This window comes from Jeotgalicoccus nanhaiensis (genome assembly GCF_015235105.1).
Taxonomy (GTDB): Bacteria; Bacillota; Bacilli; order Staphylococcales; family Salinicoccaceae; genus Jeotgalicoccus; species Jeotgalicoccus nanhaiensis.
In genome coordinates, this window is sequence record NZ_JADGLW010000002.1 from 321,332 (window position 1) to 339,942 (window position 18,611).

The following is an 18,611-nucleotide window of genomic DNA, read 5'->3' on the forward strand; positions in this document are numbered from 1 at the left end:
ACAAATCTAACTTTAGGAGCTTCTTAATATGAACTTTAAATTTATAGTCAATACACCGATGGGACTTGAACGCGTCGTCTCGGATGAAATCAAAGCACTCGGCCTCGACACTACTTTAGAAAACGGCCGCGTCTATTTCGAAGGCGATGAACGCACCATCGTCGAAACCAATTTGAAACTCCGCACGGTCGACCGTATCAGAATTGTCCTCGGCGACTTTACTGTAAAAACGTTCGACGAGCTGTTTGAAGCGGTAAAAGCTTTGCCGCTGTCAGATATTCTCGGGCCGAATGCAGAATTCCCGGTGACAGGACGCTCCCATAAGTCGACCTTATACAGTGTGCCGGATGTGCAGCGTATTACGAAAAAAGCCATTGTTGAACATTTAAAAGAAGCGTTCAGCATGACAGGCAAACTGCCTGAAGACGGCCCCCGCTATAAAATCGATATTAATATTTTAAAAGACAGAGCGGTGCTGACTGTAGATACGAGCGGAGACGCTCTGCACAAACGCGGCTACAGACTCGCCCAGGGGGATGCTCCGATTAAAGAAACGCTCGCTGCCAGCATGCTGAAGCTTGCCAACTATACAGGGGACAATACGCTGTATGATCCGTTTACCGGTTCGGGCACTATAGCGCTTGAAGCGGCGATGATTGCCCGCAATATCGCTCCGGGTTCCAACCGCACCTTCGACAGCGAGTCATGGGATATTATCCCGGAAGAATTGTGGACGGAAGTCCGTACACAGTGCGAGCACGAAGCAGATTTCGACAAGGATGTTAAAATTTACGCGACAGACATTGAACCCGATATGATTAATATCGCGATTAAAAACGCGGAAGAAGTCGGTCTGGAAGCAGATATTGAATTTGGCACACTCGATGTGCACGATTTAAATCATCTGGATTCAAATGCCCAGCTTGTAACCAACCCGCCTTACGGTGAACGTATCGGGGAAGCGAAAGCCGTGGAGTCGATGTACGCGAAGGTCGGCGAACTGATGAAAGAAAATCCGTCGCTGAACGTTTATTTAATGACATCGAACAAAGAGTTCGAAGAAATCATCGGCAAAAAAGCAACGAAACGCAGAAAGCTGTTTAACGGCTACATTGAAACAACCTTCTACCAATATTGGGGAGTGAAAGAATAGTTGTCATCACAAGGGGAAAACAGACAGACACTTAATACGCTGTATAAACTAAAAAAAGAAATTCTGAAGTCGGACAACGATACACTCGTATCACAAATTGACCACGCAATCCAAAAGACGTATAACGACCAGCTGGTATTTTCATTTATCGGCCATTACTCTGCAGGGAAGTCGAGCCTGATTAATTATCTTTTAAATCAGGACATCCTGCCTTCATCACCGGTGCCGACGACAAGCAATACCGTCTCGGTGCAGATCGGCAATAAGAGCGGAATCCAGGCCTTTATCAACCAATATCAGTATGCCGCAGTCGATAACTACGAAGAATTAAAAGCGCTCAATACTAAAGATATGGATATCCAGGCGATTACGATGGACATCCAGTCGGATGACTATCAGCAGAATACAGTCTTCCAGGATACACCGGGTGTGGATTCCAATACGGACAGCCACGAGGAAGCGGCCAACAGATTTTTACTGAACAGCGATTTAATCTTCTTTACGGTGGAATACAACCACGTGGAGAGCGAGCACAATTTAACGCTGTTAAAAGAAATTGCCGGCCTCGGTATTCCGCTCGTTTTAATTATTAATCAGATCGATAAGCACGACGACCGGGAGATAACGCTCGACACCTTCTTAAATCGCGTTAAGACGACGCTCACGAACTGGAATATTTATCCGGAGCATCTGTTTACAACGTCCATCTACGAGTCGACACACAACCATATAGACGATTTAAAAGCTTTTATTAAAGAGATGGAAAAGAAACGCGCTGAACTTGAAGCGGCCTATGACACCCGTATTACAAAGAATATAGAAGATAAACAGCTCGAATATTTACGAGATGAGCTCGAGACGCTGACAGACGAACTGCAGCTTGATAATCCACTGACGAAAGAACGGGCAGCAGAACGTATTGACTATTTAAACAAGGAAATCGAAAAAGCGGAAATCGATCATCTCCGGAGCGACGAAGATGAATTAAGATTCCACGTGAAAGAGTCCGTTAAAAAACTCGTTAAAGACAGCTACTTATTTCCGCATCAGGTGAAAGACGCCATAACGGAATATTTAAAGGTTATGGCAGGGGAGAAGAAGGCAGGGGGCTTGTTCGGTAAAAAGAAAAAAGAACAGGCGCTGCTGGAAGATACCCTCGCTCTAGTAGATGAGGCGATACAGCCGGTCATACATACTGAAATCAATGCGAACATTAACAGTTTCTTTCAGTCGCTCGGTTTAATCGGTGAACCGTTCAAATTTGAATGGAATCATGCGCTCCTTGGAGACGAAAAGATTACTTCGCTGAACCAGACGTATATAAGCAATTACTTCGATAAGCTGAAGAGCAGTCTGACTCAGGAAGTTTCCGAGCGGAGCGTTTCGCATCTAGAGACGCTGACACCTGAAGAGACGGGAGAGATAAAAGCGCAGACGACACTCACAAGAGAGAAAGCTTTTTATATTAAAGCAAAAGACCTGCTCGAACTGATAGAGTCGCTCGATACACAAAATTACCGCCATTTCTACATTCATCTGGATGACGAGATCGATAAGCTGAATCTGCTGGAAGAGATTACTTTGACGTACGATGAGGACAAGCAGACAGAAGCGGAAGAAAGTAGACATAACGAATTTACAGTTAACAATGAGGACAGCATGAATTTACAGGCCTTCCGCGAACTTAGAGATTTACTGGAAGACTCACCGCGCTATACGGACTATCAGCGCCTGTTAAACGATAAGCTTTCACGAATTGATAACGGTAAAGCCAATATCAGTGTCTTCGGCGGCTTCAGTGCCGGGAAAACTACTTTTATTAATGCCCTGCTCGGCGATAAGTACTTAGCGACGAGTCCAAATCCGACGACCGCAACGATCACCGAAATTAATAATGATGACACCAGTACAGTCGTGTATAAGAGTGAAGCGGATTTAACAGAAACGCTTCAGACACTGTCCGGGGAAGACCATAAGACAGCGGACGGTTATAAGAAATGGATTAATAAAAATATCTCAAAAGTTGATGAAACCTATAAACCGCTTCTGTCGGGAATTCTCGAGAATTACGACAAGTACAAAGACGATTTAGGTCAGACGGTGAGTATCGATACGGATGTGCTCATAGAAAAAATAAGCAATGATAAAGATTCGACCTTTATCCATAAGGCGAATGTGTCACTCGAAAATGAAATGACAGAAGCTTATACGCTGGTGGACTCGCCGGGGATTAACTCTATAAACGCCCGTCATACGTCAGAAACGAGAGATATTATTACAGAGAGCGATATGATTATATACGTTTCTTACTATAATCACGTCTTTTCGCGCTCGGATGAAACCTTCCTGCAGTATATCCAGTCGCTGAAAGGTAAAGACTTCCCGATTATTTTCATTATTAACGCGGTGGATTTAATGAAGTCTGAAGCGGATAAAGAAAAAGTACTCGACTATATGAGGAATGCTTTAAATACTATGCATATTAAACATGTCCTGTATCCTGTTTCCAGTAAACGGGCACTTGACGGAGGAGACGGGTATTTCAATACAGCACAGAAAGAGATTAAGGAAATTGCTGACCGGCAGTCTGGGAACGTCCAATATCAGACACTGAAGGAAACGCGCCAGCAGCTCTTGAATACACTGGAGAGCAATATACGCCAGTTTGAAGATAACGGGGAAGAGCGCAGCAAACTGCTCGACTTAAGACAGAATCTGTTACGAGATATTGGGAGTATTAAAGCAGACAGTCTTAATGAAACCCTGAAGCAGGAAATTGATATTATCTTGACGTATCTGACGAAGCGGCTTGAACTTCAGCTGTACGACCACTTAAAAGGTCTGCTGACAGTATCGCATATGAGCGACAGGCATTATCTAAAGGACAACAGTTCTGTACTCGTACGGAATATCGAAGACTTCCTGACGCTAGAGACGAGTATTGCCTTTAACGCAGTCTACCGGCAGGCGGATCAAAAAACGCTGCAGATGATTACGCAGTTTAACGAACGTCTTGCCTTATCAGGTACACCGGGCACCTTGTCTGTAACGAGTGTCAAAATAGAGGAGCCTCATGTTCGTATTGATGCGGACGTATTAAAACCTTTTGGCAAAATTCTTTATCAGCACAGAAATAAAACACAAGATTATAGAGAGACCCTGCTGGAGCTTGCAGAAACGCTTGTCCGTTCAGTGGATCAAAACGACTTAAGAGCTCAGATGGAAAAACTGGCAGAAGAATATACGGCACTGCTCGACAGACAGCTGTCAGCAGACCGAAGAGAGATAACCGCAGCGCTTAAAGAAGAGCCTGAAGAAATATCACGTACGGATTACGATAGAGACCGAGCTCTGCTTAAAGCAGTACAGCACATCTCTATATAACCATGGAGGGAACTTTTTGACACAGCATACTTTAATAATAGACGGCATGGCCTTACTTTTCAGACACTTCTACGCAACGAGTTTCCGCAATCAGTTCATGTACAATAACAAGGAACTCCCGACGAACGGTGTTCAGGGCATGCTGAGGCATACTTTCAAACTGCTCGACCTGACTCAGCCGGATAATGTGATTATCGCCTGGGATATGGGGTCGAAGTCGGTGCGGAATGAATGGTACGAAGGCTATAAAGCAAATCGGGTAGCACCGCCTGAAGAAATGGTGCCGCAATTTGATATGATCAAAGAAGTCATGCATGATATCGGATTTTACCAGGATGGCATTGCAGGCTATGAAGCGGATGATGTTATCGGCACAGTTGCACAGCATGTCGATAATCTGACGATTGTCAGCGGCGACCGCGACCTCCTGCAGCTGATTAACGGGACCAACCGGATCTGGCTGACGAAAAAAGGCTATACGGAATATCATTATTATGACTACGAAGCATTTAAAGAACAATACGGAATTACCCCGCAGCAGTTTATCGACGTCAAGGCGCTGATGGGGGATGCGAGTGATGGATATTCAGGTGTTCAGGGTATAGGAGAAAAGACCGCGCTTAAGCTGATTCAGACTCATGGTTCGGTTGATACGCTTCTCGATAACCTCCATATGCTGACACCGAAAATGCAGGAGAAGATTACCGTTGATATGGAATCTCTCCGCATGTCGCAGCGTCTGGCCGAAATTATTACGGATGTGCCGATTAAACTCGACGGCCTGATGGACAAGAGCCGGCTTAATTTCGATACTGCACACGTTAACAAAGTTTTGAAGGACCATGACCTCCGTCTCGCGGAGAAGTATTTATCAACTTTAAATTTAGGGTGATGTAAATGGCGAAAGTATATATCGATGCGGCAGCGAGTTTTGAACCGAAATTTGCCTGCGGCGGGGTGATTATTAAAGACGCGGACCTCGACTTTCAGGAAACTGTCCTGCTCGGCGAAATGGATAACCATGAAGCGGAATGGGCGACACTTGAATTTGCCCTGAAAGCAGCAGAGGAATTAAAGCTTACCTCGCTGATTGTCTATACGGACTCTAAAATTATCGTCGACACGTTCGATAAACAGCACGTCAAAAATAAAACGTTCAAATCTTACTACGACAGAGTGCTTCCTTTAACAAACGCGCTCGATATGTTTATAATTACTCATACACCGAGAAAAAATAACCGCGGTGCGGATAAACTGGCTAAAGACCGTTTATACAAAGAACGCAAAAAATTAAATCTGAATTAGCTGTTTTGCAATTTTAAGTAATGAGGTATGATAATGAATACGAAAGTCCTTGATAAAATTAATCATCTTGAACGCACTTACTGCAGAGGATGTCTCTTGAAAGAAGTCAACAGAACCGAAGGTTCGAAATCAAGCGCGCATTCATTCTGCATTACGGAGTGTTCCGTCGGCATTGAAATGAAAATGCACGGCAATAAACTATAATACTGGAGGCACGACTATGGAAATCGTAAGAATTGAACCGACACCAAGCCCGAATACTATGAAAATCACTGTCAATGAAACAAAAGAAGAAATGAAATCTTCAACTTATAAAGAAATCACAGAGGATACACCGACATTTATTGCACGTGTGCTGGAACTTGAAGATGTCACAAGCGTCTTCCATGCACTGGACTTTATCTCTGTAGATAAAAGTGCCAAAGCTGACTGGGAAACACTGGTTCCGAAAATAGAGGCTACTTTTAATAATGAGGATGCTGGTGAAGTAAAAAAAGACTGACACCTGAGTCGAACTTTGGTGAAGTGAACACTCAGGTGCTCATGTTTAAAGGCATTCCTTATCAGATCAAGTTAAATGACGGCGGGGAGCACCGGCGTGAACTGCCCGTGCGTTTTACTAAAGCTGTGGAAGAAGCGACCCTGCCCGAAGACAATATTATTTTCGACCGCAAATGGGAAACTTTAAGCACCCGCTACGGTACACCGGATGAAGTATTTTCAGAGGTTATTGAAGAGCTTGAAGCACTTTATCCGGAAGCTGTATTGAGAGAGCTCGTCGAAGAAGCGAAAAACCGTGTGCAGCCGGCGCCGATGAAATACTTTAAAGTTTCGCTTGATGAATTTAAAAATACAGAAGACTGGAAAGAGCGGCTCTATATGCTCAATCACTTTGATACCCCGGATGAGAGCGATTATCCACTCCTCGAGTACGCGCTTTCTGATGAAAAAATGCAGGTCAGACGGATGAGTGTCAGCCTTCTTGCCATGATTGAAGTGCCGGAAACGCTCAAATTTTTAAAAATTGCGATGGCAGACCGGGCAATTCCGGTCAGAAGAACAGCGGCTGACGCTTACAGCGATCTCGGTTTTAAAGAAGGTCTTCCCGATATGTATGAAGCACTCGGCGATAAAAACCCGATTGTCCGCTGGCGCGCGGCAATGTTTATATACGAAACAGGCGACGAGGACAGTCTCGGAGTATTAAAAGCGCATCAGCATGATCCGCAATACGATGTGAGACTGCAGATTGAAATGGCGATTGCCCGTATTGAAGAGGGCGAAGATGCACTCGGCAGTGTATGGAAACAAATGCAGAACAGGGAGCGATAACATGGATGCATATCAGGCATATATGAGAGAAATTGCAGAACCTATGAGGCAGGAACTGACAAATTATAATTTTGAAGAGTTAACGACACCTGAGGGTGTGCATGATTTTATGAAGGACGCCGGAGAAGATGACACGACTTTCGTCGTTATTAACAGTGTCTGCGGCTGTGCAGCAGGGCTCGCAAGGCCCGCTGCAGTAACAGTCACGAATCAGAATCCGGTTAAACCAGACCGTCTCGCGACAGTCTTTGCCGGCCAGGAGCGTCCGGCAACAGCTGCTATGCGTGAATATATTACAGCTGAACCGTCAAGCCCTTCCTTCGCTTTATTTAAAGGAAAAGAACTCGTCTCATTTACAGGACGGGAAAACATTGAAAATAGAAGTATTGAAGATATTATGATGGATCTGAAAGCGGATTTTGACGAATATTGTGCAAAATAAAAAAAGGAAAGGGCGCACCCTTTCCTTTTTTTATAAGTCGCTGCCTACTCGTAGATGCACATTGTAATCATGTAGCCCGCAAGTAAAGTCAAACCGATTGTGAATAAAATTTCCATTATGAACACTCCGATCACAATTATTTTTCTCGTCTCATTAATACTAATTATATAGAACTGCACAATAAAAGAAAAGGGTGATTTTAATGAATTCATTTGATAATACTTATCACAATCTGATGAACCGGGTCATGGAGTCGGGCACTGAAAAAACTGACCGGACCAATACAGGGACTAAATCTGTCTTCGGCCATCAGATGCGTTTTGATTTAAGTAAAGGTTTCCCGCTTCTTACGACTAAAAAAGTATCTTTTAAACTCGTGGCAACCGAGCTGATCTGGTTTCTCCGCGGCGATACGAATATTAAATATCTACTCCAGTATAACAACAATATATGGAACGAATGGGCCTTTAAAAAGTATGTCGAGTCCTATGACTACACAGGACCGGATATGACGAATTTCGGTCACCGGGCGCTAGAGGACGAAGCATTTAACGAGCAGTATAAAGCTGAAATGAAAACTTTTAAAGAGAAAGTGCTGAACGATGATGATTTCAGCAAGAAGTACGGAACACTCGGCAATGTTTACGGCAAACAGTGGCGTCACTGGGTCGGTCCAAACGGTGAGGTCATTGATCAGATGAAGAATCTTATCGACGGTCTTAAAAATAAGCCCGATTCGAGACGTCATATCGTCAGCGCATGGAACCCGGCGGAAATTGAAACGATGGCGCTGCCGCCGTGTCATACGCTGTTCCAGTTTTATGTCGCAGACGGCAAATTAAGCCTGCAGCTCTATCAGCGGAGCGGGGATATCTTCCTCGGCATTCCGTTTAATATCGCAAGCTACAGTCTGCTTTTAGCCTTAGTCGCACGCGAATGTAATCTGGAAGCTGCCGAGTTCGTGCACACGATAGGGGATGCGCATATTTACTCCAATCATTTCGATGCGGTCAATACTCAGCTGTCCCGGACAAGCTACGCACCGCCTCAGCTTAAAATTAAGTCGGACAAATCGATGTTCGAACTTGAATATGAAGACTTTGAAGTTGAAGGCTATAAATCCCACCCGGCAATCAAAGCACCGATTGCAGTATAGGAGGAGACAGATGGTATCATTAATAGTTGCTCATGCAGACCAGAACGTCATCGGCTTTAAAGGTGATATGCCCTGGAGCCTGCCCGCAGACTTAAAAAGATTAAAAAAACTGACCACAGGGAACACTATAGTTATGGGCCGTAAAACTTTTGAGACACTTGGACGTCCGCTGCCGAACAGAAAAAATGTCGTGCTCACATCGAATAAGGATTTTTCAGCACAGGGCGCGGAGGTTATCCATTCAATTGATGAGATTAAAAACCTGCCGGGTAAAGTGTTTATTTTCGGCGGCAGTACGCTTTATGAACAGACCATGCATCTAATCGACGAGATGTATATTACAGTGATTGACAAAACTTTTGCAGGCGACACGTTTTTCCCTGACTACACGATGAACGAATGGACTGTGGAATCAGAAGAGGACGGTTCAGAAGACGAGAAAAACCGCTATCCGCACAAGTTCCTGCACCTGACAAGAGAGCTGTAATATGAAGAAGAATATATGGATGATTCTGTTCTTTGTCTTACTTGCGGTAAATATAGCGGTAATTATTATTGCCGTGTCTTTCTTCAATCAGTCTTACGAACAGACGAGCGGCGAGGCGCCGCCGGAAGAGCCGCAGGAGCTCGAGTTTATTTTAACGAACAGTACAGTTGAAACATTAATTAATGATAATATTCCATATGACGAATTTACCGTTAATATTAATACTGAAGGTATTACGGTTGATATTGAACAGAAAGTGCTCGGGTTTTCCATCAATTCAAGTATTTCCGGCGAACCCGTTGTCAGTGGCAGTAATATTATTATTCACTTAACAGATTTGAATTTAGCAGGGCTGCCCCTCTCAGAAGATGCCCTGTATACAGCACTTAGAAAGCTCGTCGACTTGCCTGACGGCATAGCGATGAGCGAAACAGAACGCGCACTTGTCATCGACATGTCGCTGTTTGAACAGTATTTCGGCGTAGAACTTCAAGCCGATAAAATAGACTATGAGAACAATGCGTGGTATTTTTCAGTAAACAACACTTTCTAGGAGGAATTTATTTATGGCAACAGCAACTTTAGCAGGCGGATGTTTCTGGTGTTTAGTTAAACCGTTTGACCAGTGGGACGGCGTAAAAGAAATCGTCTCGGGTTATTCGAACGGCGATGAACCGAATCCGACTTACGAACAAGTTTCAACAGGTACGACAGGACATATCGAAGCTGTGCAGATTGAATTCGACGAAGACGTTATGAGCTACCGTGAACTGCTGGAAGTATTTTTCAAGACTTTCGATCCGACCGATACCGGCGGCCAGTTCGGCGACCGCGGACCGCAGTATATGCCGGCGATATTTTACCACGACGAAGCACAGCATAATACAGCACTTGACGTAATTAAAGAGCTCGATGAAGCAAATGTTTTCAATGCGCCAATTAACACACCGGTGCTGCCTTATAAAAACTTCTACAGAGCAGAAGATGAGCATCAGGACTTTTACAAGAAAAATGCAGGACACTATAATGCGTACTATAAAGGATCCGGACGTAAAGGATTCGTTGAAAATGTATGGGGTGAAAAATAATGGCAAGAAAAGATATCAGTGAATTAACAGAACTTGAAAGAAACGTGATGAAAGAAAATGGTACGGAATCACCATTTGAAAACGAGTACTGGAAACATTTCGAAGAGGGGATTTACGTCGATAAACTGAGCGGCAAGCCGCTGTTTACGTCAAAAGATAAATTCGATTCTTCATGCGGCTGGCCGAGCTTTGCCCGCTCGCTGTCTGAAGACGATGTATCCGAACATGTAGATACGTCATTCGGCATGCGCCGCACAGAAGTCCGCAGTGAAACTTCGGACTCGCACCTCGGCCATGTTTTCCCTGACGGACCGCAGGAACTCGGCGGCTTAAGATACTGCATCAACTCTGCAGCGCTTGATTTTATCCCTAAACAAGACCTTGAAAAAGAAGGTTACGGGGAATACGTCAATCTCTTAGATTCAGAGGAGTAGTATGAAAGACCGTCCATATTATCAATATATGAAGACACAGCTCGGGGCAAAGACCGCTGTCGGGAAACTCGCAGATTATATTGCAGATGACATGTCCTTCCCGAAATACTCAAATAATTACGATGAAATCTCGGATTATCTTGAAAAGAACCCGTATCTTAATATATCATTAGATACGTTCGATGAAAGTTTTTCAGACTACAGAGAATGGCTACAATCATAGAGGAGATGAAAATATGAGTATTCATATTAATGCGAAACAGGGCGATATTGCCGACACTATTTTACTGCCGGGAGATCCGCTCCGTGCGAAGTACATCGCCGAGACATTTTTAGAAGATGTTGTGTGCTACAACGAAGTCCGCAATATGTTCGGCTACACTGGTACTTATAAAGGCAAGAGAATTTCAGTTCAGGGTACGGGAATGGGTGTACCGTCAATTTCAATTTACATTCATGAACTGATGCGCGACTACGGCGTTAAAAACTTAATCCGCGTCGGTACTGCAGGCGCCTTAAAAGAAGAAGTTAAAGTACGTGACGTTGTTATCGCACAAAGTGCGACAACTGACTCTTATCAGAACGTTAAACTATTTGAAAACGTAAGCTATGCACCGACATCAGACTTCGAGCTGCTCTTAGCAAGCTATAACGAAGCTCAAAAACGCGGTCTCGATGTGAAAGTCGGCAATGTCTACACAGCAGACTCGTTCTACGATTCTAAAACAGATACTAAACAGCTTGCTGACTACGGTGTTCTTGCTGTTGAAATGGAATCTGCAGCTCTGTTCACTATCGCACAGGAATACAAGGCGCGCGCACTGGCTATTCTGACGATTTCTGACCACCTGATAACAGGCGAAGCAACAAGTGCCGAAGAAAGACAGACAACTTTCAATGATATGATTGAAGTTGCACTCGATGCAGCAGTGCCATTTATCGGAAAATAGAAGATTAATTTGAAGAACAGTGATTTCACTGTTCTTTTCTTTTCTTTAATCAAGTAAACTGATAATATATGAGTAATACATAGGTAGAAATTGGGTGCATATCTTGAGCGAAGAAAACAATGATAAGAACGTCCAGCATAAGCTGCGGTCCGTTCAAATGAATATATTCTGGTTTATCGTCATTATTTTAACGACGATAATTGCCAGTGTAGTAATTACAGCCGTCGCCATATCAAATAATCAGGAGCGTGCAGTCAACGTCGGAACGGATACAAGAACCGAGTTTGCAAAACTGTACAGCGTCTACGATACGCTGACTGAAAATTATTATGAAGATGTCGATTCGGACGCTTTAATCGAATCATCCATCCGCGGCATGGTCGAAGGACTGGAAGATCCGTACAGCGAATATATGAATATCGACGAAACTGATGAGTTCGAAGAGAGTATTACCGGAGACTTTGAAGGCATCGGTGCCGAAGTGATGCAGGAAGGCAGTAAAATTATTATTTCAAGTCCAATGAAGGGCTCTCCTGCAGAAGAGGCCGGTATTGAACCCGGCGACCAGATTCTTGCTGTTGACGGCGAATCGCTCGAAGGCATGACGACGACGGAAGCTGTCCAGCTGATCCGCGGCGAACGCGGCACTGATGTTGTGCTTACTATTCAGCGCGGCAGCGGCAGCCCGTCGGATATTACGATTACGAGAGATACGATTCATATCGACAGCGTGACGTATGAAGAAATCGAAGGTGTCGGTCATATCAGTGTCAACCGGTTCCAGCAGGGCACAACCGATGAATTCAGCGGATTTATCGACCAGGCGGCAGAGGACGATGTCGACGAGCTGATTGTCGACTTCCGCTACAATCCGGGCGGCCTTTTGAATGAAGCAGTCACACTGATCAATCAGTTCATTGAACCGGATACTGCTGCACTGTACCTTGAAGATAACCAGGGCAATCAGCAGGAAATACTCACAGAAAATGAGAAAAATCCGAATGCTGAATCATTTGACGAAGTGTACATTTTAATTAACGAAGGCTCTGCAAGTGCTTCTGAAGTATTTACAGGCGCACTCGATGATTTAACAGATGTCACAATTGCGGGAACGACTTCCTTCGGTAAAGGTGTCGTCCAGCGCACGAGCGAGTTTAAAGACAACTCGATGCTGAAATATACGAATACCAAATGGCTGACGCCGGACAAGACCTGGGTGCAGGATAAAGGTATTACACCGGATATCGAACTGATCAATCCGGATTACTACCGTATCGAGCTCTTGACCGAAGATGAAGTCTTCGCAGAAGGCCAGACCAATGAAAAAGTGCTGTCTATTAAAGTCGCACTCGATGAGCTCGGCTACGACATTACCAATTTCAATGATACATTTGATGCCGAGCTGACCGAAGCCGTAATGGCATATCAGAGCGATGAAAATCTCGAAGCTGACGGTATTGTGACCGGAGAAACAACAACGGGTATTCTGTCGGATATTCGCGACCAGATTAACGACAACGATGCTCAGCTGAATTATTTAATCGATTATATTAACGGTGACATGTCAATTAAGGAAATTGAACAGGAGGCGCGCGATAATGCACCGCATATCCCGCCGGTCATTGAAGATGAACAGAATTTAAATGATGAAGAAGAATAAGACATCAAATTCCGTACAGTTCACGCTTGTACGGAATTTTTTGTTGTAGACATTTTGTAAATAGTTTAAAGTAAAGTCACTAAGTATTATGGAGGGCGCTTATGGTTTCAGAAAATAAAAAAGTAATGCTGACAGGCGGCGGTACAGTCGGCCATGTGATGCTGAACAAACTTCTAATCCCTGAATTTCAAAAGCAAAATATTGAACCGCATTATATCGGTTCGAAAAAAGGCATAGAGAAAGATATCATTTCGGAGCTCGATATTCCTTACCATGAAATTTCGAGCGGCAAGCTGCGCCGGTATTTATCATTTGAAAATTTAAAAGATATTTTCAAAGTGCTGAAAGGTGTCACCGACGCTAAGAAAATTTTAAAACGTGAACAGCCGCTGTTTGTCTTTTCAAAAGGCGGCTTCGTGTCGGTCCCGGTTGTCCTGGCAGCAGCTGCAAAAGACGTGCCGGTTTATATCCACGAATCGGACTTAACACCGGGACTTGCCAACAGAATTGCGAGCAAGTTTGCAACAAAAGTATTCTCCACCTTCGAAGCGACAGCAGAACAGTTTACTGATGCAAAGGCCGAATACCTCGGCCCGGTCATCCGGCCTGATCTGATGGAAGGAAACAAGGATGAAGGCTATGCTTTAACCGGCTTTAATTCTGATAAACCTGTAGTCATCGTGATGGGCGGTTCGCTCGGTGCGAAAAAAATCAATGATTTCGTCCATGAGCATATTGATGTTCTCACGGAAAAGTATCAGCTTATCCATTTAACAGGGAAAGGCAATATGAAGCAGAAAATCCAGAAGGCGGGCTACAAACAGTTCGAATTTGCCGGTGATGAACTGGCTGATCTGTTAGCCATCAGTGATATCGTGCTTTCACGCAGCGGCTCGAATGCAATATTTGAACTGCTCCTCGCGAAAAAACCGATGATTTTAATTCCGCTTGGTCTCGACCAGAGCCGCGGTGATCAGATTCAAAATGCAAAACACTTTAAAAAAGAGGGTTATGCGGAAGTTCTGAAGGAAGAAGACTTAAATCTTGAAAACTTACAGGAGAAACTGGAGTTTATCGAAGAGAACTACAGTGATATTACGTCTAAGATGACACAGTTCAAACACGGCTTTAATCCTGCCGAACTTGCAGATAAACTAATCGGGGAGGCATCAGTGTGAGCCGGAGCAAGAAAATGTCCTTATTTTTAGTCTTCACTTTAATATTCGGCGTGATTGCCATCTTTCATGAATCGAGGCTCGGCCGCTGGATTGACCGTGAAGTCTATGAATTTATTTACGCATCTGAAAGTTTTATAACGACAGCGCTCATGCTCGGCTTTACCCAGCTCGGCGAAGTGCTGTCCATGATCGTAATGTCGCTTATCCTGATATCAATTCTAATGCTGTATAAACTGAAGGTGCACACGCTGTTCATTTTAATTTCGATGATTGCATCGAGTATTTTAATTCCCGTCTTAAAAAATTCATTCGACCGGGAACGTCCGTCGATGCTCCGTCTGATCGAAATTTCCGGCTTCAGTTTTCCGAGCGGACACGCAATGGGTTCAACGATATTCTTCGGCTCGCTCGGGGCGATTATTAAACATACAGATTTAAACAACAAGGCGCTCTTAATGACGGTGTGCGCGACCTTTATCCTGATGATTTCATCATCCCGCGTCTACCTCGGCGTCCACTATCCGACAGACGTTCTCGCAGGCGTTGTAATCGGTCTCGCAGTAGTGGTTGGAACGAGTGCACTGCTTCACAAGAAGTTCAAAAAGCCGGTTTTAATTTAAGTGAATTTATTTTGAAATATTATCATTGCTTAATATTTTCCGAGGAATTATAATGAAATTACTTTGGGTATTATTAAGACGGCAGGTGATGATATGGCAATAAATTTATATGAAAACATTACGCTTGAAAACGACAGAATTCGACTCGTGCCCATGCAGTTGAGCCACGCCGCAGAACTTCAGTCTATTAATCACGACAGTATTTGGACCTATATGCTTTTTCAAGCCACAACTGAAGAAGCAATGAGCGAATGGATTCAAAGTGCCATTGAGCTCCGCAACCAGTTGAAATCGATACCGTTTGTTGTCGTCTTAAAAGCAACAGGCGAAGTCGTCGGTGCCACGCGCATTCAGCATATCGACTATGAACGTCAGAGCTGCGAAATAGGCGCCTCTTGGTTCGGCACCAAAGCCCAGCGTACTTTCATTAACTCAGACAGCAAATTCCTACTGCTTGAATACTGCTTCGAAGTGTTAAAGCTCATGCGCGTCCAAGTGCGCGCAGACGAAAGAAACGAGCGCAGCAACAAAGCAATTGAACGGATCGGCTTCACCAAAGAAGGCGTGATACGTAAAGAACGCTCGCTCTACGGTGTTCCGCGCAATTTAATAATCTATTCAATTATCGATGATGAATGGCCCGAAGTGAAAACGAATCTACTCATTAAACAGCAAAGCTATATGATGGACACACCAAATACAATTGTAAGCTAACCATATTTATTTAATTTGAACCGGGGACCTTGGAGAAAGGGTGTCCGGTTTTTTGTGTTGTTTTATATTTGGGTGGGTGACGCCGGCGGATAGACGTTGTCGATTTGATAAAGTACATGTAGCAACTTTATCGCTTTTTTATATTAATTTACTATGTCAATCTCACATGGGCATCCAAACCCCTTTAAATTACCATGTCAATTCAACATGGGCATCCAAACCTCCTTAAATTACCATGTCAATCTCACATGGGCATCCAAACCCCTTTAAATTACCATGTCAATCTCACATGGGCATCCAAATCCCTTTAAATTACCATGTCAATTCAACATGGGCATCCAAACCCCTTTAAATTACCATGTCAATCTCACACGGGCATCCAAACCTCTTTAAATTACCATGTTCATCTCACATGGGCATCCAAACCTCTTTAAACTACCATGTCAATTCCACATGGGCATCCAAACCTCTTTAAATTACCATGTCAATTCCACATGGGCATCCACCTCACATCCAGTCCCCCCAATCAACTCCTTACCTCGCAAAATCCCCATCATAACCAGTAAAACCAGCAAATCATCCGCAAACCCCCGCACCCCGCACCTTTAATTTTTAATCCGGTATAATTTCATGATAATATGTAGACAAAGTAGGTGAGGCTTATGCCGGAAGTATTAGTTGTTGAAGACGAAACGAATTTAGCCCGTTTCATAGAGTTGGAATTAGGCCACGAGGGTTACAGTGTAACGCTGGCAGCGGATGGTCAGGAAGGTTTTAATATGGCGAGTGAAAATGATTACGATGTCATTTTGCTGGACTTAATGCTGCCGAAACTGAATGGTCTCGAAGTGTGCAGACGGCTGCGCAAAACAAAGGATACGCCGATTATTATTATTACAGCGAAAGGTGATACATACGATAAAGTCGTCGGTCTCGATTACGGGGCAGATGATTATATCGTGAAGCCGTTTGAGATTGAGGAGCTGCTCGCGCGCCTCCGGGTGATTATGCGCCGCAACAAGACTGCGGAGACGAGTCACTCGACACTCGAACTGCACGGCATTTCTATCGACACGTCGGCCTATACTGTCGCGATTGACGGCACGCCGATTGAGCTTACAAAAACGGAGCACGAACTGCTGCATCTGCTCGTTAAAAATATGAGTATCGTTATGAAACGCGAACAGATTCTCGATATTATCTGGGGCTACGACAGCGAAGTGGAAACGAATGTTGTCGATGTGTACATTAGGTATCTCCGCAACAAATTAAAACCGTTCGGCAAGGATAAACTGATTGAAACCGTCCGCGGAGTCGGATATGTGATCAGACAATGAACCGCGTGACATCTCTCAGAACGCAGTGGCTGAAACTGTCCATTTTAATTATTACAATTACTTATATACTGTTCAGCTCGCTCCTGATTTACGCGACGAGCGTCTATTTAAAAGACCAGGAGTACCGCGCAGTGTCGAGGAGTCTGACGGATGTCAGCTCGCTGTATGAGAACCAGCCGTTCAACTCGATTACAGAACGTGATATATATACGAGTCTGTACGATAATCAGCAGATGGGTCTCTACACGCTCAGCGGCGAAGAGGTTTACCGTTGGCCAATCCGCACTCAGCTGAATATCGAGACGGATTTTGAAGCGAACTTAAATCCTGTCATTGAACCGGCGAGTGTCGACGGCGATGATTATCTCGTCGGCACACGCATGCTGCAGTCGGATTACTGGCACGGTTACATCTCCGTTGTCCATCCGCTGAACGAGTACAATACGATTATCCGGATGATGTTGTTCATCGCAACGATTATCGGGTTTTTATCGATTACATTCACATCGGTTATCAGTTATTTCTTCTCGATTCAGATGGTCAAGCCGATCGGCAGATTCACCGGCCAGCTGAAGAAAATTGAGAATCAGGGCTTCGCCGAACGGCTCGATTTAAAAACGAACATTATTGAAACCGATTATATGATTGAATCGTTTAATAATATGATGGAGGCGCTCGAGGAGTCCTATAATCAGCAGAAGCAGTTCGTTGAAGATGCATCCCACGAGCTCAGAACGCCGCTCCAGATTATTCAGGGGCATCTGCAGCTGATTAACCGGTGGGGCAGGAACAGCCCTGAAGTGCTGGACGAGTCTCTCGGCATTTCAATCGAAGAGCTGAAGCGCATCAACAAGCTTGTCGAGGAACTCCTCCTGCTCACTAAAAACGAAGGGGCGGATTATCTCCAGACTGAAAGCATTAATTTAAACGATGAGATAATGAGCCGTATTGAAAGTCTCGATAAAGTTCATCCGGATTATACGTTTGAAGCGAAACTGGATAAAAGCAAGCTGATGTATCCGATTAATAATTATCATTTTGAACAGATGCTGATTATCTTCCTTGATAACGCGATTAAATTCGATACGGAGCATAAGCACATTACTGTATCGTCGGAACGTCTTAAAGACGGCAGCATCGAAATAGCGATTACGGATTCCGGAATCGGTATCCCGGCAGAGGAAATCGATCAGGTATTCAACAGATTCTACCGGGTGGACAAATCAAGAAGCCGCGATCAGGGCGGAAACGGACTCGGTTTATCGATTGCTAAAAAAATCGTCGAATTATACCGCGGAAACGTATGGATATCAAGCAAAGAAGGAAAATCGACTACAGTTCACATCAAATTTCCAAAATTGAAAAACTAAT

Annotated in this window: 19 protein-coding genes and 1 pseudogene; all 20 read left to right on the forward strand. The window is 44.2% G+C overall.

Features of this window, described 5'->3' with window-relative positions; genetic code table 11:
* Positions 1 to 28 precede the first annotated feature (28 nt).
* The 20 genes and pseudogenes from IR135_RS03875 to IR135_RS03970 all read left to right on the forward strand — a co-directional run bounded on the left by IR135_RS03875 (position 29) and on the right by IR135_RS03970 (position 18,610).
* Complete coding sequence (locus tag IR135_RS03875) at positions 29 to 1,153, forward strand: THUMP domain-containing class I SAM-dependent RNA methyltransferase (protein ID WP_135096867.1); 1,125 nt, start codon at positions 29 to 31, stop codon at positions 1,151 to 1,153.
* Positions 1,154 to 4,537, forward strand: coding sequence for a dynamin family protein (locus IR135_RS03880; RefSeq protein WP_135096869.1), 3,384 nt, complete (start codon positions 1,154 to 1,156; stop codon positions 4,535 to 4,537).
* 16 nt (positions 4,538 to 4,553) lie between these two features.
* Complete coding sequence (locus IR135_RS03885; RefSeq protein WP_135096871.1) at positions 4,554 to 5,429, forward strand: 5'-3' exonuclease; 876 nt, start codon at positions 4,554 to 4,556, stop codon at positions 5,427 to 5,429.
* Positions 5,430 to 5,434: 5 nt separating this feature from the next.
* Positions 5,435 to 5,842 (forward strand): ribonuclease HI family protein, encoded by a 408-nt coding sequence (locus IR135_RS03890; RefSeq protein ID WP_135096873.1) that lies wholly within the window; start codon positions 5,435 to 5,437, stop codon positions 5,840 to 5,842.
* 33 nt (positions 5,843 to 5,875) lie between these two features.
* Positions 5,876 to 6,046: a zinc-finger domain-containing protein gene (locus IR135_RS03895; RefSeq protein ID WP_115884275.1), complete on the forward strand. Its 171-nt coding sequence runs from the start codon at positions 5,876 to 5,878 to the stop codon at positions 6,044 to 6,046.
* A gap of 16 nt (positions 6,047 to 6,062) precedes the next feature.
* Positions 6,063 to 7,174 (forward strand): annotated as a pseudogene (locus IR135_RS03900) (conserved virulence factor C family protein).
* A 1-nt stretch (position 7,175) separates the two neighbouring features.
* Positions 7,176 to 7,616, forward strand: a complete 441-nt coding sequence (locus IR135_RS03905; protein ID WP_135096875.1) for a BrxA/BrxB family bacilliredoxin — start codon at positions 7,176 to 7,178, stop codon at positions 7,614 to 7,616.
* 202 nt (positions 7,617 to 7,818) lie between these two features.
* A complete protein-coding gene (locus IR135_RS03910; protein ID WP_135096877.1) occupies positions 7,819 to 8,772 on the forward strand; it encodes a thymidylate synthase in 954 nt (317 codons plus the stop codon).
* A 10-nt stretch (positions 8,773 to 8,782) separates the two neighbouring features.
* Positions 8,783 to 9,259, forward strand: coding sequence for a dihydrofolate reductase (locus tag IR135_RS03915; RefSeq protein WP_135096879.1), 477 nt, complete (start codon positions 8,783 to 8,785; stop codon positions 9,257 to 9,259).
* A gap of 1 nt (position 9,260) precedes the next feature.
* Positions 9,261 to 9,812 (forward strand): DUF2140 family protein, encoded by a 552-nt coding sequence (locus IR135_RS03920; protein ID WP_135096881.1) that lies wholly within the window; start codon positions 9,261 to 9,263, stop codon positions 9,810 to 9,812.
* Between the two features lie 13 nt (positions 9,813 to 9,825).
* Entirely contained in the window at positions 9,826 to 10,347 is a 522-nt protein-coding gene (gene msrA, locus IR135_RS03925) for a peptide-methionine (S)-S-oxide reductase MsrA (protein ID WP_115884270.1), read from the forward strand.
* Entirely contained in the window at positions 10,347 to 10,781 is a 435-nt protein-coding gene (gene msrB / locus IR135_RS03930) for a peptide-methionine (R)-S-oxide reductase MsrB (protein ID WP_135096883.1), read from the forward strand. Before msrA ends, msrB begins: the two co-directional genes overlap by 1 nt.
* A 1-nt stretch (position 10,782) precedes the next feature.
* Positions 10,783 to 11,004, forward strand: a complete 222-nt coding sequence (locus tag IR135_RS03935; RefSeq protein WP_115884268.1) for a sterile alpha motif-like domain-containing protein — start codon at positions 10,783 to 10,785, stop codon at positions 11,002 to 11,004.
* Positions 11,005 to 11,017: 13 nt separating this feature from the next.
* Complete coding sequence (gene deoD / locus IR135_RS03940) at positions 11,018 to 11,731, forward strand: purine-nucleoside phosphorylase (protein WP_135096885.1); 714 nt, start codon at positions 11,018 to 11,020, stop codon at positions 11,729 to 11,731.
* Positions 11,732 to 11,825: 94 nt separating this feature from the next.
* Positions 11,826 to 13,391 carry a S41 family peptidase gene (locus tag IR135_RS03945; protein WP_318272265.1) on the forward strand — a complete coding sequence of 522 codons (1,566 nt, stop codon included), beginning with the start codon at positions 11,826 to 11,828 and terminating at the stop codon, positions 13,389 to 13,391.
* A 101-nt stretch (positions 13,392 to 13,492) separates the two neighbouring features.
* Positions 13,493 to 14,569 carry an undecaprenyldiphospho-muramoylpentapeptide beta-N-acetylglucosaminyltransferase gene (locus tag IR135_RS03950; RefSeq protein WP_135096889.1) on the forward strand — a complete coding sequence of 359 codons (1,077 nt, stop codon included), beginning with the start codon at positions 13,493 to 13,495 and terminating at the stop codon, positions 14,567 to 14,569.
* Entirely contained in the window at positions 14,566 to 15,189 is a 624-nt protein-coding gene (locus IR135_RS03955) for a phosphatase PAP2 family protein (RefSeq protein WP_135096891.1), read from the forward strand. Before IR135_RS03950 ends, IR135_RS03955 begins: the two co-directional genes overlap by 4 nt.
* Before the next feature lie 93 nt (positions 15,190 to 15,282).
* Entirely contained in the window at positions 15,283 to 15,903 is a 621-nt protein-coding gene (locus tag IR135_RS03960; RefSeq protein ID WP_115884263.1) for a GNAT family N-acetyltransferase, read from the forward strand.
* Positions 15,904 to 16,565: 662 nt separating this feature from the next.
* Entirely contained in the window at positions 16,566 to 17,240 is a 675-nt protein-coding gene (locus IR135_RS03965; protein ID WP_135096893.1) for a response regulator transcription factor, read from the forward strand.
* Positions 17,237 to 18,610, forward strand: coding sequence for a sensor histidine kinase (locus tag IR135_RS03970; RefSeq protein ID WP_135096895.1), 1,374 nt, complete (start codon positions 17,237 to 17,239; stop codon positions 18,608 to 18,610). The genes IR135_RS03965 and IR135_RS03970 overlap by 4 nt, the downstream gene beginning before the upstream one ends.
* The last annotated feature ends 1 nt before the right edge of the window (position 18,611 follow it).

Bases quoted from the DNA above. Each gene is read 5' to 3' on its own strand.
- IR135_RS03895 (WP_115884275.1), top strand. From the start codon at position 5,876: ATGAATACGAAAGTCCTTGATAAAATTAATCATCTTGAACGCACTTAC.
- IR135_RS03890 (WP_135096873.1), top strand. From the start codon at position 5,435: ATGGCGAAAGTATATATCGATGCGGCAGCGAGTTTTGAACCGAAATTT.
- IR135_RS03920 (WP_135096881.1), top strand. From the start codon at position 9,261: ATGAAGAAGAATATATGGATGATTCTGTTCTTTGTCTTACTTGCGGTA.
- IR135_RS03970 (WP_135096895.1), top strand. From the start codon at position 17,237: ATGAACCGCGTGACATCTCTCAGAACGCAGTGGCTGAAACTGTCCATT.
- IR135_RS03950 (WP_135096889.1), top strand. From the start codon at position 13,493: ATGGTTTCAGAAAATAAAAAAGTAATGCTGACAGGCGGCGGTACAGTC.
- IR135_RS03935 (WP_115884268.1), top strand. From the start codon at position 10,783: ATGAAAGACCGTCCATATTATCAATATATGAAGACACAGCTCGGGGCA.
- IR135_RS03915 (WP_135096879.1), top strand. From the start codon at position 8,783: ATGGTATCATTAATAGTTGCTCATGCAGACCAGAACGTCATCGGCTTT.
- IR135_RS03965 (WP_135096893.1), top strand. From the start codon at position 16,566: ATGCCGGAAGTATTAGTTGTTGAAGACGAAACGAATTTAGCCCGTTTC.
- IR135_RS03875 (WP_135096867.1), top strand. From the start codon at position 29: ATGAACTTTAAATTTATAGTCAATACACCGATGGGACTTGAACGCGTC.
- deoD (WP_135096885.1), top strand. From the start codon at position 11,018: ATGAGTATTCATATTAATGCGAAACAGGGCGATATTGCCGACACTATT.
- msrB (WP_135096883.1), top strand. From the start codon at position 10,347: ATGGCAAGAAAAGATATCAGTGAATTAACAGAACTTGAAAGAAACGTG.
- IR135_RS03960 (WP_115884263.1), top strand. From the start codon at position 15,283: ATGGCAATAAATTTATATGAAAACATTACGCTTGAAAACGACAGAATT.
- IR135_RS03910 (WP_135096877.1), top strand. From the start codon at position 7,819: ATGAATTCATTTGATAATACTTATCACAATCTGATGAACCGGGTCATG.
- IR135_RS03905 (WP_135096875.1), top strand. From the start codon at position 7,176: ATGGATGCATATCAGGCATATATGAGAGAAATTGCAGAACCTATGAGG.
- msrA (WP_115884270.1), top strand. From the start codon at position 9,826: ATGGCAACAGCAACTTTAGCAGGCGGATGTTTCTGGTGTTTAGTTAAA.